At 35.8% G+C, this 20,812-nt stretch carries 17 protein-coding genes and 1 pseudogene; 14 read left to right on the forward strand and 4 right to left on the reverse strand.

The genetic code is table 11. The annotated features are described in order from the left end of the window. Positions 1 to 210: 210 nt before the first annotated feature. The 7 genes and pseudogenes from dinG (at position 211) to ACTYBU_RS19310 (ending at position 9,198) form a co-directional block, all read left to right on the forward strand. Positions 211 to 2,988 (forward strand): ATP-dependent DNA helicase DinG, encoded by a 2,778-nt coding sequence (gene dinG, locus ACTYBU_RS19280; RefSeq protein WP_445492237.1) that lies wholly within the window; start codon positions 211 to 213, stop codon positions 2,986 to 2,988. Positions 2,989 to 3,281: 293 nt separating this feature from the next. Beyond that, a complete protein-coding gene (locus ACTYBU_RS19285) occupies positions 3,282 to 3,761 on the forward strand; it encodes a cell wall elongation regulator TseB-like domain-containing protein (protein ID WP_445492239.1) in 480 nt (159 codons plus the stop codon). Positions 3,762 to 3,799: 38 nt separating this feature from the next. Then, on the forward strand, positions 3,800 to 4,987 hold the full coding sequence (locus ACTYBU_RS19290; RefSeq protein ID WP_445492291.1) for a pyridoxal phosphate-dependent aminotransferase: 1,188 nt from the start codon (positions 3,800 to 3,802) through the stop codon (positions 4,985 to 4,987). 519 nt (positions 4,988 to 5,506) lie between these two features. Next, positions 5,507 to 6,799, forward strand: a pseudogene (gene asnS, locus ACTYBU_RS19295) (asparagine--tRNA ligase). 251 nt (positions 6,800 to 7,050) lie between these two features. After that, entirely contained in the window at positions 7,051 to 7,752 is a 702-nt protein-coding gene (locus tag ACTYBU_RS19300) for a DnaD domain protein (RefSeq protein WP_445492241.1), read from the forward strand. A gap of 259 nt (positions 7,753 to 8,011) precedes the next feature. Then, positions 8,012 to 8,668, forward strand: a complete 657-nt coding sequence (nth, locus tag ACTYBU_RS19305; protein ID WP_445492243.1) for an endonuclease III — start codon at positions 8,012 to 8,014, stop codon at positions 8,666 to 8,668. Then, positions 8,668 to 9,198, forward strand: coding sequence for a YpoC family protein (locus ACTYBU_RS19310; RefSeq protein WP_445492244.1), 531 nt, complete (start codon positions 8,668 to 8,670; stop codon positions 9,196 to 9,198). Before nth ends, ACTYBU_RS19310 begins: the two co-directional genes overlap by 1 nt. A 34-nt stretch (positions 9,199 to 9,232) precedes the next feature. On the opposite strand, the gene ACTYBU_RS19315 is transcribed toward ACTYBU_RS19310, so the two are convergent. Together ACTYBU_RS19315 and recU are read right to left on the reverse strand one after the other, a co-directional pair. After that, complete coding sequence (locus tag ACTYBU_RS19315; RefSeq protein WP_445492246.1) at positions 9,233 to 11,890, reverse strand: PBP1A family penicillin-binding protein; 2,658 nt, start codon at positions 11,888 to 11,890, stop codon at positions 9,233 to 9,235. A gap of 44 nt (positions 11,891 to 11,934) precedes the next feature. Next, positions 11,935 to 12,552 carry a Holliday junction resolvase RecU gene (recU, locus tag ACTYBU_RS19320; protein ID WP_445492247.1) on the reverse strand — a complete coding sequence of 206 codons (618 nt, stop codon included), beginning with the start codon at positions 12,550 to 12,552 and terminating at the stop codon, positions 11,935 to 11,937. Between the two features lie 94 nt (positions 12,553 to 12,646). Between recU and ACTYBU_RS19325 the strand changes: the two genes are divergently transcribed. From ACTYBU_RS19325 to ACTYBU_RS19340, 4 genes are all read left to right on the forward strand, one after another. Next, a complete protein-coding gene (locus tag ACTYBU_RS19325) occupies positions 12,647 to 13,627 on the forward strand; it encodes a DUF2515 family protein (protein WP_445492249.1) in 981 nt (326 codons plus the stop codon). Between the two features lie 9 nt (positions 13,628 to 13,636). Beyond that, positions 13,637 to 14,026: a hypothetical protein gene (locus tag ACTYBU_RS19330; protein WP_445492251.1), complete on the forward strand. Its 390-nt coding sequence runs from the start codon at positions 13,637 to 13,639 to the stop codon at positions 14,024 to 14,026. 70 nt (positions 14,027 to 14,096) lie between these two features. Beyond that, positions 14,097 to 14,468 carry a YppE family protein gene (locus ACTYBU_RS19335; RefSeq protein ID WP_445492253.1) on the forward strand — a complete coding sequence of 124 codons (372 nt, stop codon included), beginning with the start codon at positions 14,097 to 14,099 and terminating at the stop codon, positions 14,466 to 14,468. A gap of 188 nt (positions 14,469 to 14,656) precedes the next feature. Continuing rightward, complete coding sequence (locus tag ACTYBU_RS19340; protein ID WP_445492255.1) at positions 14,657 to 15,187, forward strand: YppG family protein; 531 nt, start codon at positions 14,657 to 14,659, stop codon at positions 15,185 to 15,187. 120 nt (positions 15,188 to 15,307) lie between these two features. Here ACTYBU_RS19340 and ACTYBU_RS19345 read toward each other — a convergent pair whose 3' ends face one another. Continuing rightward, positions 15,308 to 15,463 carry a YpzG family protein gene (locus ACTYBU_RS19345; protein WP_445492257.1) on the reverse strand — a complete coding sequence of 52 codons (156 nt, stop codon included), beginning with the start codon at positions 15,461 to 15,463 and terminating at the stop codon, positions 15,308 to 15,310. Between the two features lie 183 nt (positions 15,464 to 15,646). Then, entirely contained in the window at positions 15,647 to 16,126 is a 480-nt protein-coding gene (locus tag ACTYBU_RS19350) for an Hsp20/alpha crystallin family protein (protein WP_445492258.1), read from the reverse strand. 343 nt (positions 16,127 to 16,469) lie between these two features. Here ACTYBU_RS19350 and ACTYBU_RS19355 point away from each other — a divergent pair, with 343 nt between their 5' ends. The 3 genes from ACTYBU_RS19355 to ACTYBU_RS19365 all read left to right on the forward strand — a co-directional run bounded on the left by ACTYBU_RS19355 (position 16,470) and on the right by ACTYBU_RS19365 (position 20,701). Continuing rightward, entirely contained in the window at positions 16,470 to 18,743 is a 2,274-nt protein-coding gene (locus ACTYBU_RS19355) for a DEAD/DEAH box helicase (protein ID WP_445492260.1), read from the forward strand. Positions 18,744 to 18,751: 8 nt separating this feature from the next. After that, positions 18,752 to 20,005, forward strand: coding sequence for a ribonuclease H-like domain-containing protein (locus ACTYBU_RS19360; RefSeq protein WP_445492262.1), 1,254 nt, complete (start codon positions 18,752 to 18,754; stop codon positions 20,003 to 20,005). A 321-nt stretch (positions 20,006 to 20,326) separates the two neighbouring features. Next, a complete protein-coding gene (locus ACTYBU_RS19365; RefSeq protein ID WP_445492264.1) occupies positions 20,327 to 20,701 on the forward strand; it encodes a CotD family spore coat protein in 375 nt (124 codons plus the stop codon). Positions 20,702 to 20,812 lie beyond the last annotated feature (111 nt).

The following is a 20,812-nucleotide window of genomic DNA, read 5'->3' on the forward strand; positions in this document are numbered from 1 at the left end:
AGAGCTGAATTACCATGGATGGTAGAAGCCTTCTCTTTTTGTATGGAATGGCAATTCGAAGTCTTTTTTAATAATTTTGTGGAAAAAATGGAATAATAAGCAGCAGAAAAGTCTAAAAGCATTTATACATAAACAGCGTGAAAGTAATATCTTTTCCTTTTATCAATTTTATGTTACCTTTTGAATGACTGAAAGTTTGAGGTGGATGTAATGGAGAATAAATACGTCGTCATTGATTTGGAAACAAATGGTAATTCTCCGAGAAAAGGGGATAGAATTATTCAATTCGCTGCTGTCGTGGTAGAAGACGGAAAAATAATTGAAGAATTTTCATCATTAGTTAATCCCTTGCAGCCAATAAATCCCTTTATTGAGGAATTAACAGGAATAAATGATGAGATGGTGGAAGAAGCCCCGCTATTTGAAGAAATAGCGGATAAAATTATAGTATTATTACAAGATGCCTATTTTGTAGCACATAATGTTTTGTTTGATTTATCTTTTTTATCAGAAGAATTGGAGCAGGCAGGATATCAAGCATTTTACGGGCCAGTTTTAGATACAGTGGAATTAGCAAGAATTTTATTTCCAACTGCAGATAGCTATAAGTTAACCGATTTGGCTTTACAAGAAGGAATTGACCATACAAGACCGCATCAGGCTGATAGTGATGCTTATGTAACGGCAGAACTACTGCTTATATTATTAAAGAAAATGAAGAACTTTCCTCTTCAAACGCTAAAACAATTAAAGAAATTAAGCAGTTCATTAAAAAGCGATGCTGATTTAGTGCTTGACAATATCATAAATGAGAAACAAAAGAAAGTAGAATACATACCAGAAAATATGGAAATATATCGTGGGTTGGCATTAAAGGTTCAACCTATAGATAAGATGCAGAAAAAAATGAGCCCCCCTCCTTTATTTGAATCCGGTCGTTTGGATAAAGTGATGGAAAGAGCACTTCCTTTTTATCGAAAAAGACATGGCCAGCTAAAGATGATGGACTCCATATACCAGGCATTTGAACAGAATCAGCATAGTTTAATAGAAGCAGGAACGGGTGTTGGAAAATCATTAGCTTATCTAATTCCTGCATCCTATTTTGCAGCTCATCATCATAAACAACTGATAATAAGTACATTTACTACTCAGCTGCAAGAACAGTTAATTCAAAAAGATTTGCCGCTTTTAGAAAAAATTTTGCCTTTTTCTATTTCCTATACCATAATAAAGGGCAGAAATCATTATATCAGTTTAGATAAATTTGAAGTCTCTCTTTTTGAACAAGATGACAATTATGATGTTATTTTAACGAAAATGCAAATTCTTGTTTGGCTGACAGAAACATCTACAGGCGATAGAGATGAATTAAATCTTTCGAGCGGCGGCGTACTTTATTGGGATAAAATAAAAAATGACGGGAATTTTTCTTTATCCATTTCAAAGGCCTGGGCGCCAAAAGATTTTTATCGCCGAATCAGAAATGCTGCGCAAAAAGCACAATTAATCATTACAAATCACGCCCTTCTTTTAAAAGATATGACCTCAGTACAGAAACTGCTTCCTGCTTATGAATATGCAATTATTGATGAAGGTCATCAGTTTGAAAAAGCAGCAACAAAACATTTTGGCTATCAGCTCCCGTATGTTCAAATGAAATGGAGCATTAATGCAATTGGTACATATGAGCAAAAGCAGTATTTCTATAGACTGGAGTCTTTTTTAGTCGATGATGAAAACAGATATATGCGGAAAGATAATCAATTATTTCATGATTTGCAAGCTGAATTAGAGGAGTTTTTTCGAACGCTGCTGCGCTATGCAAAAAAATACGGGCGGAAAAATGTCGTAGCAAAAACAAGTTTTCGGGTGAAAAACAATGATACAAAAGAATGGAGTCTTCTGCGTGGTGTGGCGGATAGATTAGTATTTCTTTTTAAAGACTGTCAAACAGTAGTGACAGAGAAAATTAATGCATTAAAAAGAATGAATGAAACATTGTCTTCTGAGCAATTGATGATTGTAGAAAGAATTACTGCGATTCAAAAAGAGTGGGAAGAATATACGAGTTCGCTTCGCAGTATTTTTTTGCGGGAAAATGAAAGCATTTCTTGGCTGGAAGCAGATTTGAAAACCTATCCAAATAATGCAATATTATATGCACAGCCCTATTCTATATCAGATAGACTGCAAAAAGATTTTTTTTCTCGTAAAAATACCATTATTTTTACCTCTGCAACAATGACCGTTAATAACTCTTTTCAATATTATGCTGAATCTCTTGGTTTGATAAACAGCAATCATAAAGAAGAACAAATACCTTCTCCTTTTCAATATGACAAACAAGTTCAGCTGTTAATACCTGAAGGAGTGCCTGAAATTAATACAGTTCCGTTGGAAGAATACGTAGTATCCGTGGCGGATCACATCATTCGTATTGCTGAAGCTACTAATGGAAGAATGCTTATCTTATTTACCTCCTATGATATGCTTAGAAAAACGTATGATTTAATGAAAGAAGGCGGTTTTCTAGAAGAGTATGCCATTTTGGCACAAGGCATTACAGCAGGAAGCAGAATGCGCCTAACGAGAAATTTTCAAAGATATGATAAAGCCATTTTAATGGGAACGAATAGTTTTTGGGAAGGGATTGATATACCTGGAGAGGATCTATCCTGCCTAATTATTGTTCGACTGCCATTTTCTTCGCCAGATGAACCGTTGACAGAAGCAAAGAATGAACAAATTAAAAAAAATGGAGGCAATCCTTTTTTAGAAAATAGTCTCCCTGAAGCTGTATTGCGATTTAAGCAAGGCTTTGGACGATTAATCCGAACAGAAGAAGACAAAGGGTTTATTGTGGTTTTTGACAGAAGAATTATTACAACATCCTATGGAAAGACATTTTTGCAGTCTATTCCTACTGTTCCTGTCAAAGCAACGAAGCTGGACGAAATGCTTGTCTTTATTAAAGAATGGCTGTAATAATTTACAATCTGAAGGGCATTTATCAAGAATAAAGGAATTTTAGTATAAAGACATAAAAAAAAATAATAGTTTTGAATATTTTTAAAGGGAAAAAGGTTTCTTTCTGTTTAGGTATGCTGTTATAATAACTGATGTGCACAATCACTAACTATTTGTCATAAAAACTGCTTGCTTTTTAATTAGATAAATAAAACAGAAAATAATATAGTGAATAACAGAAAAAATTGTATATCAATACAAAAACAGCAAGAAAAAGAATATTGAATGAATAAAAAGAAGTGATGAACGAAATGAAAAAATGGATTTGGATTACGGTAATTGCAGCTCTTATCCTATTAGGTTTTGTGATAAATATTTATTTAAATGCAGTTGAGCCGGTAAAAGCAGCTAGTTCTAAGGCAAAAGCAATTGCAGAAGAAAAAGCTGGCTTAAAAAGTGTTGATAATGTAACACTGTTTCACGGAACAGATAAACATACTTATTCTATAGTAGAAGGCAGCAATGCTAAAAAGGAAAAGTTGATTGTATGGATTGAGGAGAAAAAGCAAACAGTTACTGTTAAAAAGCAAAAGGATGGTATAACCAAAAATGAAGCCATTCGTCTATTAATTGCTGAGAAATCATCGGATAAAATAGATACTGTGCGCTTAGGGATGATAAAAGGTATACCTTCTTGGGAAATATATACTCACTCAGTTAATAATTTAATCAATTATTATTATTTGGATTTTGAAACAGGAGAAATACTTCTAAAAATAGAAAATATATAATTCAAAAGGTCTTGGTTGGAGGAGAAAGCATAATGGATATTCGATTGGCACAACGAGTTAATGCATTAACACCATCTACTACATTGGCAATAACAGCAAAAGCAAAATCACTAAAAGCAGAAGGATATGATGTAATTGGTTTAGGTGCAGGAGAGCCAGATTTTAATACACCGCAAAACATTATAGATGCTGCAATAAAAAGCATGAATGAAGGGCTTACAAAATATACTCCTGCTGCCGGTTTACCAGCTCTAAAAGAAGAAATAGTAAATAAATTTAAAAAAGATCAAGGTCTTGATTATGAAGCTTCACAAATTATTGTTACGAATGGTGCAAAACATGGATTGTACACGCTATTTCAGGTGATTTTAGACGAAGAAGACGAAGTAATTATTCCAACTCCATATTGGGTTAGCTATCCGGAGCAAGTTAAGCTTGCAGATGGTGTTCCAGTGTATGTGGATGGTTTAGAAGAAAACGAGTTTAAAATTACCCCTGAACAATTAAAACAGGCGATCACTAGCAAAACAAAAGCTGTTATTATTAATTCTCCAAGCAATCCAACTGGCATGATTTATACAGAAGCTGAATTAAAAGCAATAGGCGAAGTTTGTTTGGAGCATAATATTTTCATTATTTCGGATGAAATTTACGAAAAACTGGTATACGGAGATGCAAAGCATGTTTCCATCGCTTCTTTATCTCCACAGTTAAAAGAAGCGACCATTGTTATTAATGGAGTTTCTAAATCTCACTCGATGACTGGATGGAGAATCGGTTATGCAGCAGGAAATAAAAAAATTATTACGGCAATGACAAACCTTGCAAGTCATAGCACCTCCAATCCTACAACATCTGCCCAGTATGGTGCAATTGAAGCTTACAGCGGACCGCAGGATGCATTGGCAGAAATGAATCAAGCATTTCAGCAAAGACTGGATATCATTCATCGCAAATTAACAGAAATTCCTGGAATTACCTGCTTGAAACCGAAAGGCGCTTTTTATTTATTTCCAAACGCAATAAAAGCTGCAGAATTAACAGGCTATTCTTCTGTGGATGAATTTGCGGCTGCCTTGCTGGAAGAAGCATTGGTTGCAGTAGTGCCAGGTTCTGGTTTTGGAACAAATGACTATCTACGTTTATCTTATGCTACCTCATTAGAGAATTTAGAAAAAGCAGTTGAACGTATTCATCAATTTGTAGACAAAAAAATCGGAAAATAAATATATTAATAAAGTGAACCTTTCCATCAGTGGGGGTTTTCTTCATCCCCCACTGATGGTTAGTTGAACTTATCGGATCTTTACGATCAGTTATCCCCCACCTAGCTTCCTCGATTTCTCAGCTTCCCCGAGGTGGGGGTCTTACTGACCATTAAGAGTGGGATAAAGCAAATAATAAAAAAATAGAAGTGAAAAACAACTGTTTTCGAAAAGGTTAAGAGGGCATGTCAAAAGTTATCAGCTTTTGGCATGCCCTCTTATATTGATTGTCATCTTTAAGAAGAGTATAATATTATGATAGGAAAGTATTTAATTTTGCGCTTTCGCTTTTCTGTCTAACTGCATCGCCTAACGTACTTCAGGTCTTCTCCCTACGATAAGTCAACATCGATTCGCTATCGCTCATCGTGTTTCCTTTATCTCAGTCGAAGCCCTTACAGTCCGTACAGCGATAAACAAGGCGCTTTCGCTTTTCTTTTTACATATTAGATTTTATTGTTTTTGGGGGAGTATATTGTGATTAAATCAACTATAGCTGAATTACCGAAAAATGTTGATAAAGAAGTGAAAATAGGTGCTTGGATTGCGAATAAACGTTCAAGTGGGAAAATTGCTTTTCTCCAGCTTCGTGATGGTACTGGATTTGTACAGGGGGTTGTCGTAAAAAGTGAAGTAGCTGAAGAGGTATTTCAAACAGCAAAAACAGTAACGCAGGAATCTTCCGTTTATGTTACTGGAGTTGTTCAAAAAGATGAAAGATCGCCATTTGGTTATGAATTGCTTGTAAATGAGGTAAAAGTAATCAGTGGTTCCGTTGATTATCCGATCACGCCAAAGGAACATGGCACAGAGTTTCTAATGGACAACCGCCATCTTTGGCTTCGTTCTAAACGTCAACATGCAGTGATGAAAATAAGAAATGAAATCATTCGTGCAACATATGAATTTTTTAATGAAAACGGGTTTGCCAAAGTAGATCCGCCCATACTTACAGGAAGCGCACCAGAAGGCACAACAGAACTATTTGCTACAAAATATTTTGATGAAGATGCATACCTATCCCAAAGTGGCCAGCTGTATATGGAAGCAGCTGCAATGGCTCTTGGCAAAGTGTTTTCATTTGGACCAACATTCCGTGCAGAAAAGTCGAAAACACGCCGCCATTTGATTGAGTTTTGGATGATCGAACCTGAAATGGCTTTTTATGAATTTGAAGATAATTTAGTCGTACAAGAGCAATATGTGAGTTTTATCGTGCAATCTGTATTAACAAATTGCGCTTTAGAATTAAAAACACTTGGCAGAGACCTTTCGAAGCTGGAAAAAATAAAAGCTCCGTTCCCTCGGATTAGCTATGATGATGCCATTACCTTTTTAAATGAAAACGGCTTCGATGATATAGCGTGGGGAGATGATTTTGGTGCTCCACATGAAACAGCTATTGCTGAAAGTTTTAATAAACCTGTCTTTATTACCCATTATCCAACCAGCATAAAACCATTTTACATGTAGCCAGATCCAAATAGAGACGATGTTGTCTTATGTGCAGACTTAATTGCACCAGAAGGCTACGGAGAAATTATTGGAGGGTCAGAGCGAATTCATGATATGGATCTTCTAAGCAAAAGATTAGAAGAACATAATCTTAACCCAGAAACGTATAAATGGTATGTAGAATTAAGAAAATATGGCTCTGTTCCACATTCTGGATTTGGCCTTGGATTAGAAAGAACGGTTGCGTGGATTAGTGGAGTGGAACATGTCCGCGAAACAATTCCGTTCCCAAGATTGCTGAACCGTTTATATCCTTAATAAATGATCAATTTAACATTCTGTCCTATATAAAGTAGGAGAAATAAAGGAAGAATTACTTTATATTCCAAGAAAATAGAGGAATATAAATCGATTCTTCCTTATTTATTTTTTACAGTTTGAATAAGGTTTTTTTACGATGACCAGGCGCTTGCGCTTTTCTTGAAGATAGTGTCCATCCAAAGAATTGCATGCATCTGCATATTACAAGCATTACAACGACATGTTATACTGTATTAGAGGTGTCCTATATGAATAAAACAATTATGCTAAAATGGTTGAAAGAGGGAAATATCAGTATTCCGACAACACTTTTGGCGCATTATAAAACATTAAATCTGAATGAAAAGGAATTAGTATTGCTGTTGCAAATCATTTCTTTTTTAGAAAAAGGAAATGATTTTCCAACCCCAGCAGAGCTTGCTTCTTATATGACAATTGATGCAATTGAATGTCATGAACTATTAAGTTATCTTATTAAAAAAGGTTTCCTAGAAATTATTGATGGAAATAATGAAAATGGGATCCGATTTGAACAATACTCATTGGATCCATTATGGGATAAATTGATCGATATATATTTATTCTTAAATAAAAAAGAGGAAGCACAGCATACAAAAAAAGAAGAAACAGATCTTTATTCGTGTTTTGAGCAGGAGTTTGGAAGACCATTATCACCATTCGAAATTGAAACATTAGGCATGTGGCTGGATGATGATCAACATGAAGCGGTGATTATTAAGGCTGCATTAAGAGAATCGGTTATATCTGGAAAACTAAATTTTCGATATATAGACCGAATTCTTTTTGAATGGAAGAAAAATGGCATAAAAACGATACAGCAAGCGAAAAGCTACGGTAAAAAATTCAGGCAAAATCAGCCAACTAATAAAGCAAATGAGCTGCCAAGCACAAACAAATCCGTTCCATTTTACAATTGGCTGGAGCAGTAGGAGCTTCTTTTTAGCAAACGGAATCGTTGAGTTAAAGGAATACTGTTTGAAAACATTAGGGTGATCGCAAACTCGTAAATTTTCTTATAAGAAAGTTTGCCAGTACTTCTAATAATAAAGGACTTTCTATCAGTAGAAGGATCACTGAATGTTTCCTCTTCATTGGAGAATCTAATTGGATTCTCTTGTTTATTGTAAAAAAAGTTCACAAACTAAAAATCATAAAGAAGAATATAGGAAAAAAGTTAGGTGAGGGAGTATGCTGAAAAAAGAGGAAATAAGGAATTGTTTGGACCAAATGGGTGAAATGTTTCCAGATGCCCATTGTGAGCTGGTTCACAGCAATCCTTTTGAATTAGTAATTGCTGTTGCATTATCAGCTCAATGCACAGATGTACTTGTTAATAAAGTAACAAAAACTTTATTTGAAAAATATAAAAAGCCGGAAGACTATTTGCGAGTTTCATTAGAGGAGCTTCAACAAGATATTCGCTCCATTGGACTTTACCGGAATAAGGCAAAAAATATTCAAAAATTATGCCAAATGGTACTAGAGGAATACAATGGCGAAATTCCACAAGACCGGGACGAGTTGATAAACTTGCCTGGTGTTGGAAGAAAAACGGCAAACGTAGTTGTTTCTGTCGCTTACCAAATTCCTGCCATTGCAGTCGATACACATGTGGAGAGGGTCAGCAAAAGACTTGGATTCTGCAGATGGAAAGACTCTGTTCTAGAAGTAGAAAAAACGCTGATGAAAAAAATCCCAAAAGAAGAATGGTCCGTTACACATCATCGTTTAATTTTTTTTGGCAGGTATCATTGTAAAGCGCAAAATCCTCAATGTACAGAGTGTCCTTTATTAACCCTTTGCAGGGAAGGCAAAAAAAGAATGAAAAAAATTGGTGTGACATGATGGAAAAGGAAATCACATTTCCGTTGCCGGAACAACTGCTTGTTGCTAATTTGCCTGTACCTGCAGAATTTAGAATGAACGATATTTCATTACTAAATACGTTTCAGCTTAATGATCCCTTTATTCATGAAGCTGCTTATTTTCTGAACTTCCAGGTTTACCATCCTTACCAGCCTTGGGTAAAAGAAAATGTGAGAGAGTCAGTTGGAGCCTTATTAAAAGAATGGCAGTTATTGAAGAAGGAAATTAAAATTAGCATCAGTAATCACAATAAAAAAGAAACAGATGAAATGATGAAAAAAGGCGTATTATACTTTTTAGAATGTTTATATTGGACAAACGAGATTCCAGTTTCTTTCGAGCGTGGTTTAATTAAGGAAGAAATCAAAATAAAGCCAATTAATGTGAAAGAAAGGTTCGCATTTATTGTATCGAGATTAACTGGCTATCATTCTTTTAAACAATTAGATGAATTATATAAAGAATTAGAGAAACAATTTGCCATTAAGATGAGCAAAAGAAAAAGCTGACAAAGTCGAAATTCAACTTTGTCAGCTTTTTTCATTAACCTTCAGTGTCGTCATTGCTATCAACATCATCATTTGATTGATTGTTTTCCCCGTTGTCACTGTTTGTATTGCCGTTTACATTATCGCCATTGTTATTGTTTTGATCATTTTTAGTACTGTTGTTGCTATCATTGTTGCCATTTCCTTTATTGGAACCGTTTTGATCATTAGGATTTCCACCGTTATTGTTGTCTGCCGGATTATTCGGATCTGGCTTTCCACCATTATCATCAGGCGGGTTATTTGGATCTTCACTCGGCTGTTGTTCTATTTCCTTTTGTGGAATTTGAACTGCAGCGGATGCTGGATCACTCGATTGATCTCCTTTAATTGCCTTGACAGTAAAGGTATAGCTGCTTCCAGCTTCTGGTTTGGCAATTTTTATACTTGTATCACTTGTTTCTGTCAACTGTTCCTCTGCACCGCCGTTGACACTTACTGTAACAGCAAATTTAACATCTTTTTTGTTGTTATACTTCCATGAAAGCTCAATTTCATCATTATCTTTATTGTAAGTAGCAGCAACATTTGCAGGTGCATCTGGTTTGTTATATTTTTCTGAAACTTGATTTAGTATATTTCCTTTAACAGCATACTCCATAAGAATCTGATCAGTTGGTGTATAGGAGCTTGCCAATTTAGCAGGGTATGTGCCTTTTTCAATATTAACCGCCTGAACGCTGTCTGGTTTCGTGAAATCAGCTGTTTGTTTCCCTTGTGAGATATATTGCATCACATTTTTGAAAATTAATTGGGCAACCTTCTGATCCATTCCTGGATCAATATAGTTTTTCCTTGTTTCGTACCCGGTCCATACTGCCATCGTATAATTTGTAGTATAGCCAGCAAACCATGCATCTGGAACAGCTTTACTTGTTGGAATATTATATTCGGACAACTCTTTATCCGTATAGTTGGTAGTTCCTGTTTTACCTGCTATTGGCAAGCCAGGAACATTTGCATTGGCTCCAGTACCGAGTGAAGAACTTACTACGTCTTTCAGCATATCGGATATCATAAATGCTGTGTAGTCCTGCATAACAACCTTTGATTCTGGTTCCATATTTATTTTTGTTCCATCTTTTAATGTAAACGAAGTAACAGCATGCGGTTCATTATAAACCCCTTCATTTCCGAAAGCACTGTATGCACCTGCAAGTTCTTTTGTTGAAACCCCGTTTTTAAGTCCGCCAATAGAATAGGCTTCTTCAATATCATCTAAAGGTATGCCAAGATTTACCGCAAAATTCTTTGCCTTATCTTTGCCAACTGCTTTAAATGCCTCTAATGCCGGGATATTTCTTGATTGTGCCAGTGCGCTGCGCATGGTCATAGAACCTAAATAAATGTTATTCCAGTTTTTAATTGGTGTACCATTCGAATAAGTAGTTGGACTATCCTGGAGCGTATGATACGTTCCCCATTTTAAATATTCGATGGCAGGTCCGTAATCAAGAATAGGCTTGATCGTAGAACCTGGCTGGCGTTTTTGTTCTGTTGCATAGTTGAACCCAAACTTGACGTCGGGATCGCGGTCGCCGCCTATTGCTAATATGCCGCCTGTTTTTGTATCCAGCAAGGTAATCCCGGCTTGAAACTTCTCATCCGGAAATTGCACGATTTTATTTTCCATAATTTGATCCACATATTTTTGTGCTTTCGTATTGATGGTTGTTTGAATGGACAAGCCATCCGTGTAAACATTTATATCTGGATACTTTTTTTCTATTTCTGCGATTGCTTCTTTAATAAAGGAGTCATAAGCAAGCTCCGTTCCTTTTCTGTCCTTTTTCTTTACAATCAGGTCGGATATAGGCACATTTTGTGCTTTTTCCATTTCTTCTTTTGATATATAACCGTGCTGATGCATTAATGATAGAACAATATTACGGCGTTTTTCAGCCCGATCTGGATTGTTAAATGGGTTGTAGGCGTTTGGTGCTTGCGGCATCCCTGCAAGCATAGCAGCTTCCGGTAATGTTAGTTCATCCAGTTCTTTATTGAAATATACTTTAGCAGCTGTTTTAACACCACTCATATTTTCAGACATAAAAATTTTATTTACATACATTTCAAAGATTTCTTCTTTTGAATATTTTCTTTCCAGCTGAATGGCAAGCCATGCTTCCTGTGCTTTTCGAGACAGTGTTTTTTGCGGCTGATTAAAGAAGAAGTTTTTCACGACTTGCTGTGTGATCGTACTTGCCCCTTCTGCACCAAATCCATTGGTAATATTTGCTACTACCGCGCCGCCTAACCGAATCGGATCAATGCCATGATGTTTAAAGAAGCGGGAATCTTCCGTTGCAATAAAAGCATTTTTCACTAATTTAGGTATATCTTCATAATTCACATAATCCCGGTTAACTGACCCAACTTTTGCAATTTCATGTCCTTTAGAATCGTAAAATGTGGAAGAAATAGAGTCTTTTAATGTTTTTTCATCTAATTTAGGAGCATCCTTTACCATTACAGCAAAGGTGACCGCTCCGCCAATCATCCCTAGAATCCCTAGAGTGAGTAATGTTAAAAAGATTTTTTTGAAAATATGTTTACCACTTTTTTTTGTTTTGTTCTTTTTAGAAGTTGTTTTATTATTCGCTGATTGGAGCCTTTTACGGCGCTCTTCTCGCGTTTCAAATTTTTCTGACATGTTTTTTCCTACCTTTCTAGTATGCGAAGCAATCAAAAGGGGCATTAACTGAAACTATAAAGATAATCGATAACTTTAATATAGTCAATTCTCGGCTTAAAACCAAGCGATATGGGATGGCCGCATGTGGCCAGTTCCTCTTTTGTTATTGATTTTCTTCCGCCATTTATCATTCTTTCCCAGAAATGAAACAGTTTTTCTGCTTCGAGAAAGAAAATTTCATCAGAAGAGGAAAATCGAATAATAACAAAACAAATGCCTCCTTGTTTTTCTACTAACCTCAAATGGTTAATTTGGTGTTCATGAAAATTGTTCAGGGGAAAGGATGCCGATGATTTTGTTTCTTTTGCTTCAAAATCAACGTACTTTCCATGATACACACCATTGTAATCGGTAGTAGACGCCTGTTTAAAGTAGGCTTCTTTAATAACTGCAGCACTTCTTTTCGGATAATCCACTTGAACAATTTGCACGGGTGTAGGCTTCTTATGAATAACCGCTTTTCCACTTTCTAAATAAAAATGATTGGTAACATTAAGATCCTCTTCCAGTGTCATTCCTCTGTTGCCGTAGCTGTGTTTTTTTAATGGTTTTTTAGTTTTGTTATCAGCAATCGGAGCGATAGGATTGTATTTTCTTCCGTTTGGATAGTGAAGTTTCACTTTAACACCTCTTTAGCTACCAGTAAAAACAGCATAAGTTTTTTTCTAACAACAAACAATAATATCATATAGTTTGTTGGAAGAGGTGGCTTACATGGTAGGTATTTTTGATTATTTTTCTTTGCACAATGAATATAAATTAGTTCAAAAGATTCGATCCGCTACAAAAAAATATAATGTAGATAATATATCAAGAACAGAAGGTTATCTCCACTATTATATCGCAAATAAAGAAATTCGCTGGGCATTTCTTGCAAGCCAAGTTTCACGAAATGCAGGCTGGAATATGTGCGACCTTGAAGGAGAATGGTTTCCGAAAATATTGCCTCAAACAAAAAGATGCCGGTTATTCTCCGTTTATGAGGAAGCAAACTGGCTGATTTTCCAAGATGCTTTTCCCCAATTGCTTCTCTATTTGTATTCGACGAAATTTCGCACTCCAATGTTTCACTTATTAAAATTCTTCCATGTTTCTGCTTTTATGGAAAAGGAGTGGAATGTTTTTTGGCATTGCAAAGACGAGGAAAGACTTTTGACCAGCCTTATTATCAATGAACAAAACCTGATTGAGGAGCCAATCATTAAAAACACTTATTTCAAACAGCAGGTATTTCATTCTTCCGTTTATTTATTTCAAGATATATTTCATTTTAATTCTGTATTATTTCCTACATTAACAGGTCAAATTTATGGAGCGAGTGTTTCCGATTTCACCTCCTTAAACAAAAGAATCAAATTTGGAAAGATATTGGCTGGCATTTTATTTTCTCCTGCTGTTTATTCAGATATATTTCAATTTAGCACGGCCATTCCTCATACTGGATCAAGGAGCGACTATGAACGTTTTGTTTATCCTGTTCATAAAAAAAATACGCCTGAGTTGCGAAGGGCATATCCTGTTGTGAACCATTCACCATTCCAACTGGAGGATTGGAGTTTAAAAAAGCGGCCAAAAAAAGCTTGGTCGCATAAAATAAGCCAAGAAATGTCTCCACTATGTTTGACAAATTGGTATAAACATAAGCAGGAACAGCTGCACCAGCTTATTGAATGGGAAAACAGACTGTTTCATTAATAATTTTCCTTGTCGAATTTCGAAATGATAATGGGGAAACAGTTCTTTCTTTGGCGAATCTCTACTAGTTTTGTCATGTATGCAGGAGCTATTCTTAAAACAGCGAAATGCTTAGTATCCAATCAGACTGGAGGGATCGTAATGACGGAAGCCGTTAATAAAGAAGAACTTTTGAAAATTCTTGAAAAAATCTATGGTGAATTGGAAGAAATAGATCATGTGCTGATGGGGATAAAAAAGAAAAAGAAAATGGAAGTTGAAGAACATCTTTATCAGTTAACTACATTGGAATCCGCGTTTTCTGTTTTGGAAGAAAAATTGTTAGAAGAGACAAAGAATATCGGAAAAATCGATCCGAAAATAAAAAGATCAGCAGCGTTAAAACTTGAACTAAATTAACTTGTTCACTAAAATAAAAACATCAATACAAACAATTTAGCATGTAGAAATGCAGGAAAGCGGAACAATCATGAATAATTACAGTAAATTAAAAGAATATACAGAACAGCTACTAGAAGCAGCTGACTTTTTAATGAACATTTTTCACGAGGTCAAAACAAAAGGAGAAGCAGAAGACTTTTACGAAGTTGTGCGCCCTTTTGCCAATAATGTTAAACACATAAATGATGAATGGAGAGAACTCGCAAAGTATTGGGTGATGGAAAAAAAGCCTGTTTATTTAAACAGCGCTCAAATCTTTTCAGCATCTGATCATATGGAAATTATTTCTATACAGGCTTTTTATCCAGAAACAAGTAAAAAAAGATTTATAGATGCGGCAAAGTCTGTACAATATATACTTCAAGTACTGTTGGATGAGATGAACAAGGAAACAAACTAAATGGATTCATCAGTCTAGACGGATATAAGCTGATACGATTGATTAATGGATGAAAAGCGGCCTTTTGCTTGCGCTTTTGTTCTTTGGAATGGAAGGTGAATTTTGCTTGTCAGGAACATATTGTGCACCAGCTAGGCGTTTTATTCATACAATAAGTGAAGAATTACCATAGAGGAGGATATGTTTATATGAATAGGGCAAGAAAATCTCATTATTCACCATATCTAAATATGACTCCATCTGTACTTACAAATGGTTCGGCCTTCCATCATTACACTGACCGCAGGCAATATAATCCGTATATGAATATACCTATGTGGAATGGAGGCATGGAAAATATGCATCCAGGCTATTTTAGCCAGCAAATGGCGCCACAAGGAGTATACGGAAACTATGAACAGCAGCAATATTTTCATCCCCAGAATAATTATCCTAAATTGTCTCATGATGTTTTTCAAAATCCGCTGCAGTATCAAAATAATGCATACACAGCCGCCAATCTTAAACAAAATAATCAACAAGGGTATATGAATCCGTATCCAAAGCAATCATTTATTCCCAAAAAACAAAGTGGAGTGCAAAATATCATGAATTCATTTAAAGGGCAGGACGGATCTTTAGACTTTACTAAAATGATGGATACAGCAGGCATGATGATGAGCGCTGTGAACCAAGTTGGTGGACTTGTAAAGGGAGTTGGAGGAATATTTAAAGTATAGAGGTATTTGCTTGGAAATGAAACCATAAAGGAAGAGGGCGTCCTCCTGTCACAGCTTCACAAAATGCATTTATTCGTGAAGTATGTTTCAAAGAAGGAAGCCCTCTTTTTCTAGTTTCTTTTAATGCCAGCGATGGGCTTTAGCATCCCTTCTTAATATAAAATTGTTTCTAGACAGTTCGGTATGCCCATTAACTTGGGATTTTGCCCGTTTTGGTCTTGTCCAATTATGATGAAAAAGAGAAGAATGAGAATCCAACTGATCCTTGTAGCTCATCTAATCACCTCGAAAGTAGGGTTTGTAAAGAAGCTAGAGATACTCCTGCTCAAGACAATTTAAAAGTTCAAATTGTTAGATAAGTAAGAGTATCTCTAGTAGTATGTGTATAAATTTTATTTTTAATCGAGGAGATTTCTTCCTTGAAAATAGGAGCTAAGCTCTGCTTTCGTCGAAAAGCTATTAATTCGTTGCATCAATGCTTATTTTTTTTCCTTTTTGTTTTGGAATGCTGATAGTAAGCAATCCATTTTGGTAAGAAGCTTTTACTTTACTTTCATCAATAGGATAGGGGAAAGATACAGTTCGACTGTTTCGTTTATATGTTTGGGTGGAGCGGAATAAATTTTGCTTTTTATTTTCTTCTGTTATTTGATCCAAATAGTTGATGCTGATTGTTATATGATGATCGTAAACATCAATGGATATTTGTTCTTTATTAATGCCTGGTAATTCTGCTGTAATAATATTTTCTGCATCTGTTTCTTTAACTGAAAGAGGAAAGGCCATATTCGGAAAGGGATTGCTGAAAAAATCATCCATGCTTTGAAGAAAATTTTTGACTGGTTTTTCTTGAAAAAAAGCATTCATTGATTTTATCATGCCGCCAAAAGGTTCCGATTTATCCTTTTTATTTGGATCATTTGGGAAATTTGTAGACAATGCTGCCAACTCCTTTTTGTAAAGCTTTTTTCTGATTATTTTATGCGGAACAATGGTCAGTGTGCCTAGAAAATGCCGCAATAGTATGGACACATTTTTTTAATGGGTTTAAACATCAGGGGAGAAAGGGACTCCATTATAATGAAAAATGGATAAAATTCTCATGAATATAATTGGAAAACCTCTTTATATGAGAACATTTATTCGTTAAAATAAAAATATATAGATTGTACAATTAAATTATATTTGAAAAACATCAGGTTGATTGAAGAGTTTCGTATTTCGAGGCGGATAACTAGAAAAGCGAGCGTTTCTCGAAAGTTTGATATAGAGGTGGAAATAAATGAAGGTACGTAAAAATCTTCAGCAAGTCATTGCTGATTTTAAAAAGGAAGAAGAATATAAAGATAGAATTGCCTATTGGCATACAATCGAGGCAAAAGAAGCGAAGACGGTACCTATGCCCGAAAACTTGTCACCTGAAATAAAACAAGCCTTGCAGAAAAGAGGCGTAAACCGATTATATACTCATCAAAAATCTGCTTATGAAGAAGTAAAAAAAAATAAAAGCATCGTAGCTGTTACACCTACTGCTTCAGGCAAAACACTTTGTTATAATTTGCCTGTTATTCAATCCATTACAGAAAATGACCAATCACGTGCATTGTATATCTTTCCTACGAAAGCACTTGCACAAGATCAAAAAAGTGAGCTGAATGAGCTGATAGAAAGTGCTTCTTTAAAAATAAACAGCTATACATATGATGGAGACACCCCTTCAGCTATTAGACAAAAAGTGAGAAAAGCTGGACATATTGTTATTACCAATCCAGATATGCTCCATTCAGCCATTTTGCCTCATCATACGAAATGGGTCAGCTTATTTGAAAATTTAAAATATGTCGTGATTGATGAGCTTCATATTTACCGTGGAGTATTTGGCAGCCATGTGGCAAATGTTATTCGGAGATTAAAACGAATTTGTGCATTTTATGGAAGCAGTCCTATCTTTATTTGCACTTCCGCAACCATCGCCAACCCCCTTGAGCTTGCCGAAAGCTTAACAGAAGAAAAAATGATGCTGATTGACAACAACGGAGCGCCAAGCGGCAGGAAGCATTTTGTTTTTTATAATCCTCCTATTGTGAATATTCCGCTGAATATTCGCAAAAGTGCCACGCTGGAAGCGAGAAGACTGGCTGGGGAGTTTTTAAAGAATAAAATTCAAACGATTATTTTTGCGAAAAGTCGTGTGAGAGTAGAGATATTATTAACTTATTTGCAAGAGCTCGTGAAATACCAATTAGGACCAAAAGCAATCAGAGGCTATAGAGGCGGATATTTGCCTTCTGAAAGAAGAGAAATAGAACAAGGATTAAGGCAAGGCAGCATTTATGGAGTAGTGAGTACAAATGCGTTAGAGCTTGGGGTTGATATAGGACAATTGCAAGTTTGCATTATGACCGGCTATCCTGGTACGATTGCAAGCTCTTGGCAGCAGGCAGGGAGAGCAGGGCGAAGACACGAGGAATCTCTAGTCGTTATGGTGGCAAGCTCTAGTCCATTAGATCAATATATGGTTGCAAATCCTGACTATTTTTTTAAAAGAAATCCGGAAACTGCCCGCATCAATTCAGATAATTTAATCATATTAATTGATCATATGAAATGTGCAGCATACGAGCTGCCTTTTAAAAAAGGAGATACATTTGGCAATTGTGAAATTACAGAAATACTGGAATATTTAACAGAAGAAAGAGTGTTGTTTCAAAACGGCGATAAATGGTTTTGGATGAATGATGCCTTTCCTGCGCATAATGTCAGTCTGCGTTCAGCGTCTCAGGAAAATGTAGTAATTATTGATATTTCTGATGTCAGCAAAAGCAGGGTCATTGGGGAAAGCGACCGGTTTTCCGCCATGACCCTGCTCCATGAGGAAGCCATCTATCTGCACCAAGGGATACAATATCAAGTTGAGAAATTAGATTGGGAAGAAAAAAAAGCCTTTGTTAGAGAAGTAAGCGTCGATTATTATACAGATGCTAATTTGGCCGTTTCCTTAAAAGTACTGGAAGTGGATTTAGAGAAAAAGATGGAAAAAGCAGAATTAGGCTATGGAGATGTCAGCATCACTGCGATGAGCACTATTTTTAAAAAGATTAAATTTGAGACACATGAAAATATTGGTTCAGGTCCAATCACATTGCCAGAAGAAGAGCTTCATACAAATGCTTCATGGATATCCTTCGATCCGGCTGCTCTTTTTTTATCGGAAGACCGTACAGAACAAGGGCTGCTTGGAGCTGCTCATGCTTTAAAGCATATTGCCCCATTATTAGTGATGGCAGATCCTAGTGATATTCATGTAGTCCCGCAAGTGAAAGCATCTCATAACGAAAAAGCGACCATTTTCTTTTATGACCGTTATCCTGGAGGAATAGGATTAAGTAAAAAAATATTTGAAGAAATGATTGTAGTATTAAATGAAGCGACCAACATGATAAAAAAATGTTCTTGTCCAAATGGATGTCCCTCATGTATTGGAATAGAAGGAATAAATAATCATCACAAAAAAGATGTATTGAATATGCTTGCATTGCTAATAAAATCGAATTAGGGGATAAAATGAGCATTAAAAATAAGCTGAATAGATTAAAGCCGCATTTAAAATCGGAAAATAAAAAGCCTGTTGATACCATAACCATCAAGGATAGGAAAGAGATACCTTATTTACCTGTTTGGAAGAAGGAAAATGTTCATCCGTATTGGGTGGATAATGACTATTGTTTAATTCGAGAAGTAAAATACCCTTTAACTCACCAACACGGGAAATATCGGTTTAAAGAATGTTTAACTGCAGTTGAGGCATGGAATCATTCGACATTTGAGCATCCTTTATCTTCAAAAGGGCACAAGGCAAGCGATCTTTTTTTCTTTGATACAGAAACAACTGGATTAGGCGGGGGAACAGGAAATACGATATTTATTTTAGGGTACGCACAATTAATGGAAGACTCTGTTGTGTTGAAGCAGCATATTCTTCCATATCCAGGCGGAGAGGTGCCGCTTTTTAAAAGCTTTTTAGAAAACGTAGATTATACGACACTTGTCACATATAACGGGAAAGCGTTTGATTGGCCGCAGGTAAAAACAAGACATATGTTTGTTAAGGAACATGTTCCGAAGCTTCCTGAATTTGGACATTTTGATTTATATCATGGAGCAAAAAGAATGTGGAAACATAGATTAGAGCGGGCGAAGCTTTCTATTGTGGAAGAAGAAGTGCTTGAAGTGAAGCGGAAAAATGATGTTCCTGGTTTTTTAGCACCAATGATTTATTTTGATTTTGTAGAAAGAAAAAATCCAGAGGGCATGCTGGCAATATTGAAGCACAATGAAATAGATATATTATCTTTGATTACACTGTATACACATTTAAGCTACCAGCTGCTGCAAAAAGATCAGCTTATATCTGCCAAGGAAACATTAGAGGCAGGACGCTGGTATTCAGCGCTAGGTGATGGAGAGGCAGCGAAAGATATACTTCATCGCATAAAAGATAATCATTCAGAAGAAACGCTGATGGCGCAATTTATACTTGCCAAACATGCAAAAAAAGAAAAAAACCTGGCAGCAGCAAGCGTTTTGTGGTTAAATATTGTGGAAAATTACACAGAGAATACAAATGAGCGAATAATCCTAGATTGCTATATTGAGTTGGCAAAAATAGCGGAGCATAAAGAAAAGAATTTTAGGGAGGCACTTGACTGGACATCGAAAGCACACCATCTATTTTTATTAAGCAAAGAAAAAAAAGTGAGCATAGAGAAGCAGCTTATAAAAAGAATGGAACGGCTGCAAAGAAAAGCAGGGATGTAAAAAGCAGTTATTTCAATTTCCTGTTAATTCCTAGTTGTTTGTTTCCTATAATGTGATTAAAATAGATAAGTAATGAAATAATTCTGTATCGAGGTGTGCTTTTTTGTATAAGGTGGTAATGTTTTTATTCTTTGCAGTAGTTTGTTTAACAGCGATTCTTTTTACAACATTAAAACATAGCTTGTATGCGTTGTAATAGTAGTTTATTAGAGTTAATTGCAGATAAGCAGGCAAATTAGGTGTTTGTATTAGTACAAGATTCCCTCCTTAATCATAAGTTGTTAATGTAAGCTAATTAAAACAATTGAGAGGAGATTTTCTATGCATTGCAGACCGAAACACGTATTACCTGCTGTGGTTCACCCTACTAAATGTTGTGTGAACCATACATTTTCCAACAATATTGTGCCTCATATTCATCCGACACACACTACAACAGTAAACCATGTGAATTATGAGCATCAACATTACTTCCCACATACACAATCAGTTGAAAATGTTGTAACAAACACGCAAGCAACTATGGGTCCCGTACCAACTCCATATCCAGCTCCACAACCAGGACCATCACCATTCCCAGCTGCTGGAGGAACACCATTTACAGCTACTGGCCAACTTTACCCAGGAACCACTGGAGCTCCAGGAGTGCCTGGTACTCCTGGAATGCCAGGTGGACTTCCGTTTAGAAAAAGATAAATGGGAGACAAGGACCTTTAATGGTCCTTGTTTTAATTTTTAGCATCAATTTTATTCTCATGCATTTAGGTTGCAAAAAAATAAAGGAAATTTGTTTCTCTTTTATGTGGA

This window comes from Niallia sp. 03133, from assembly GCF_052663225.1.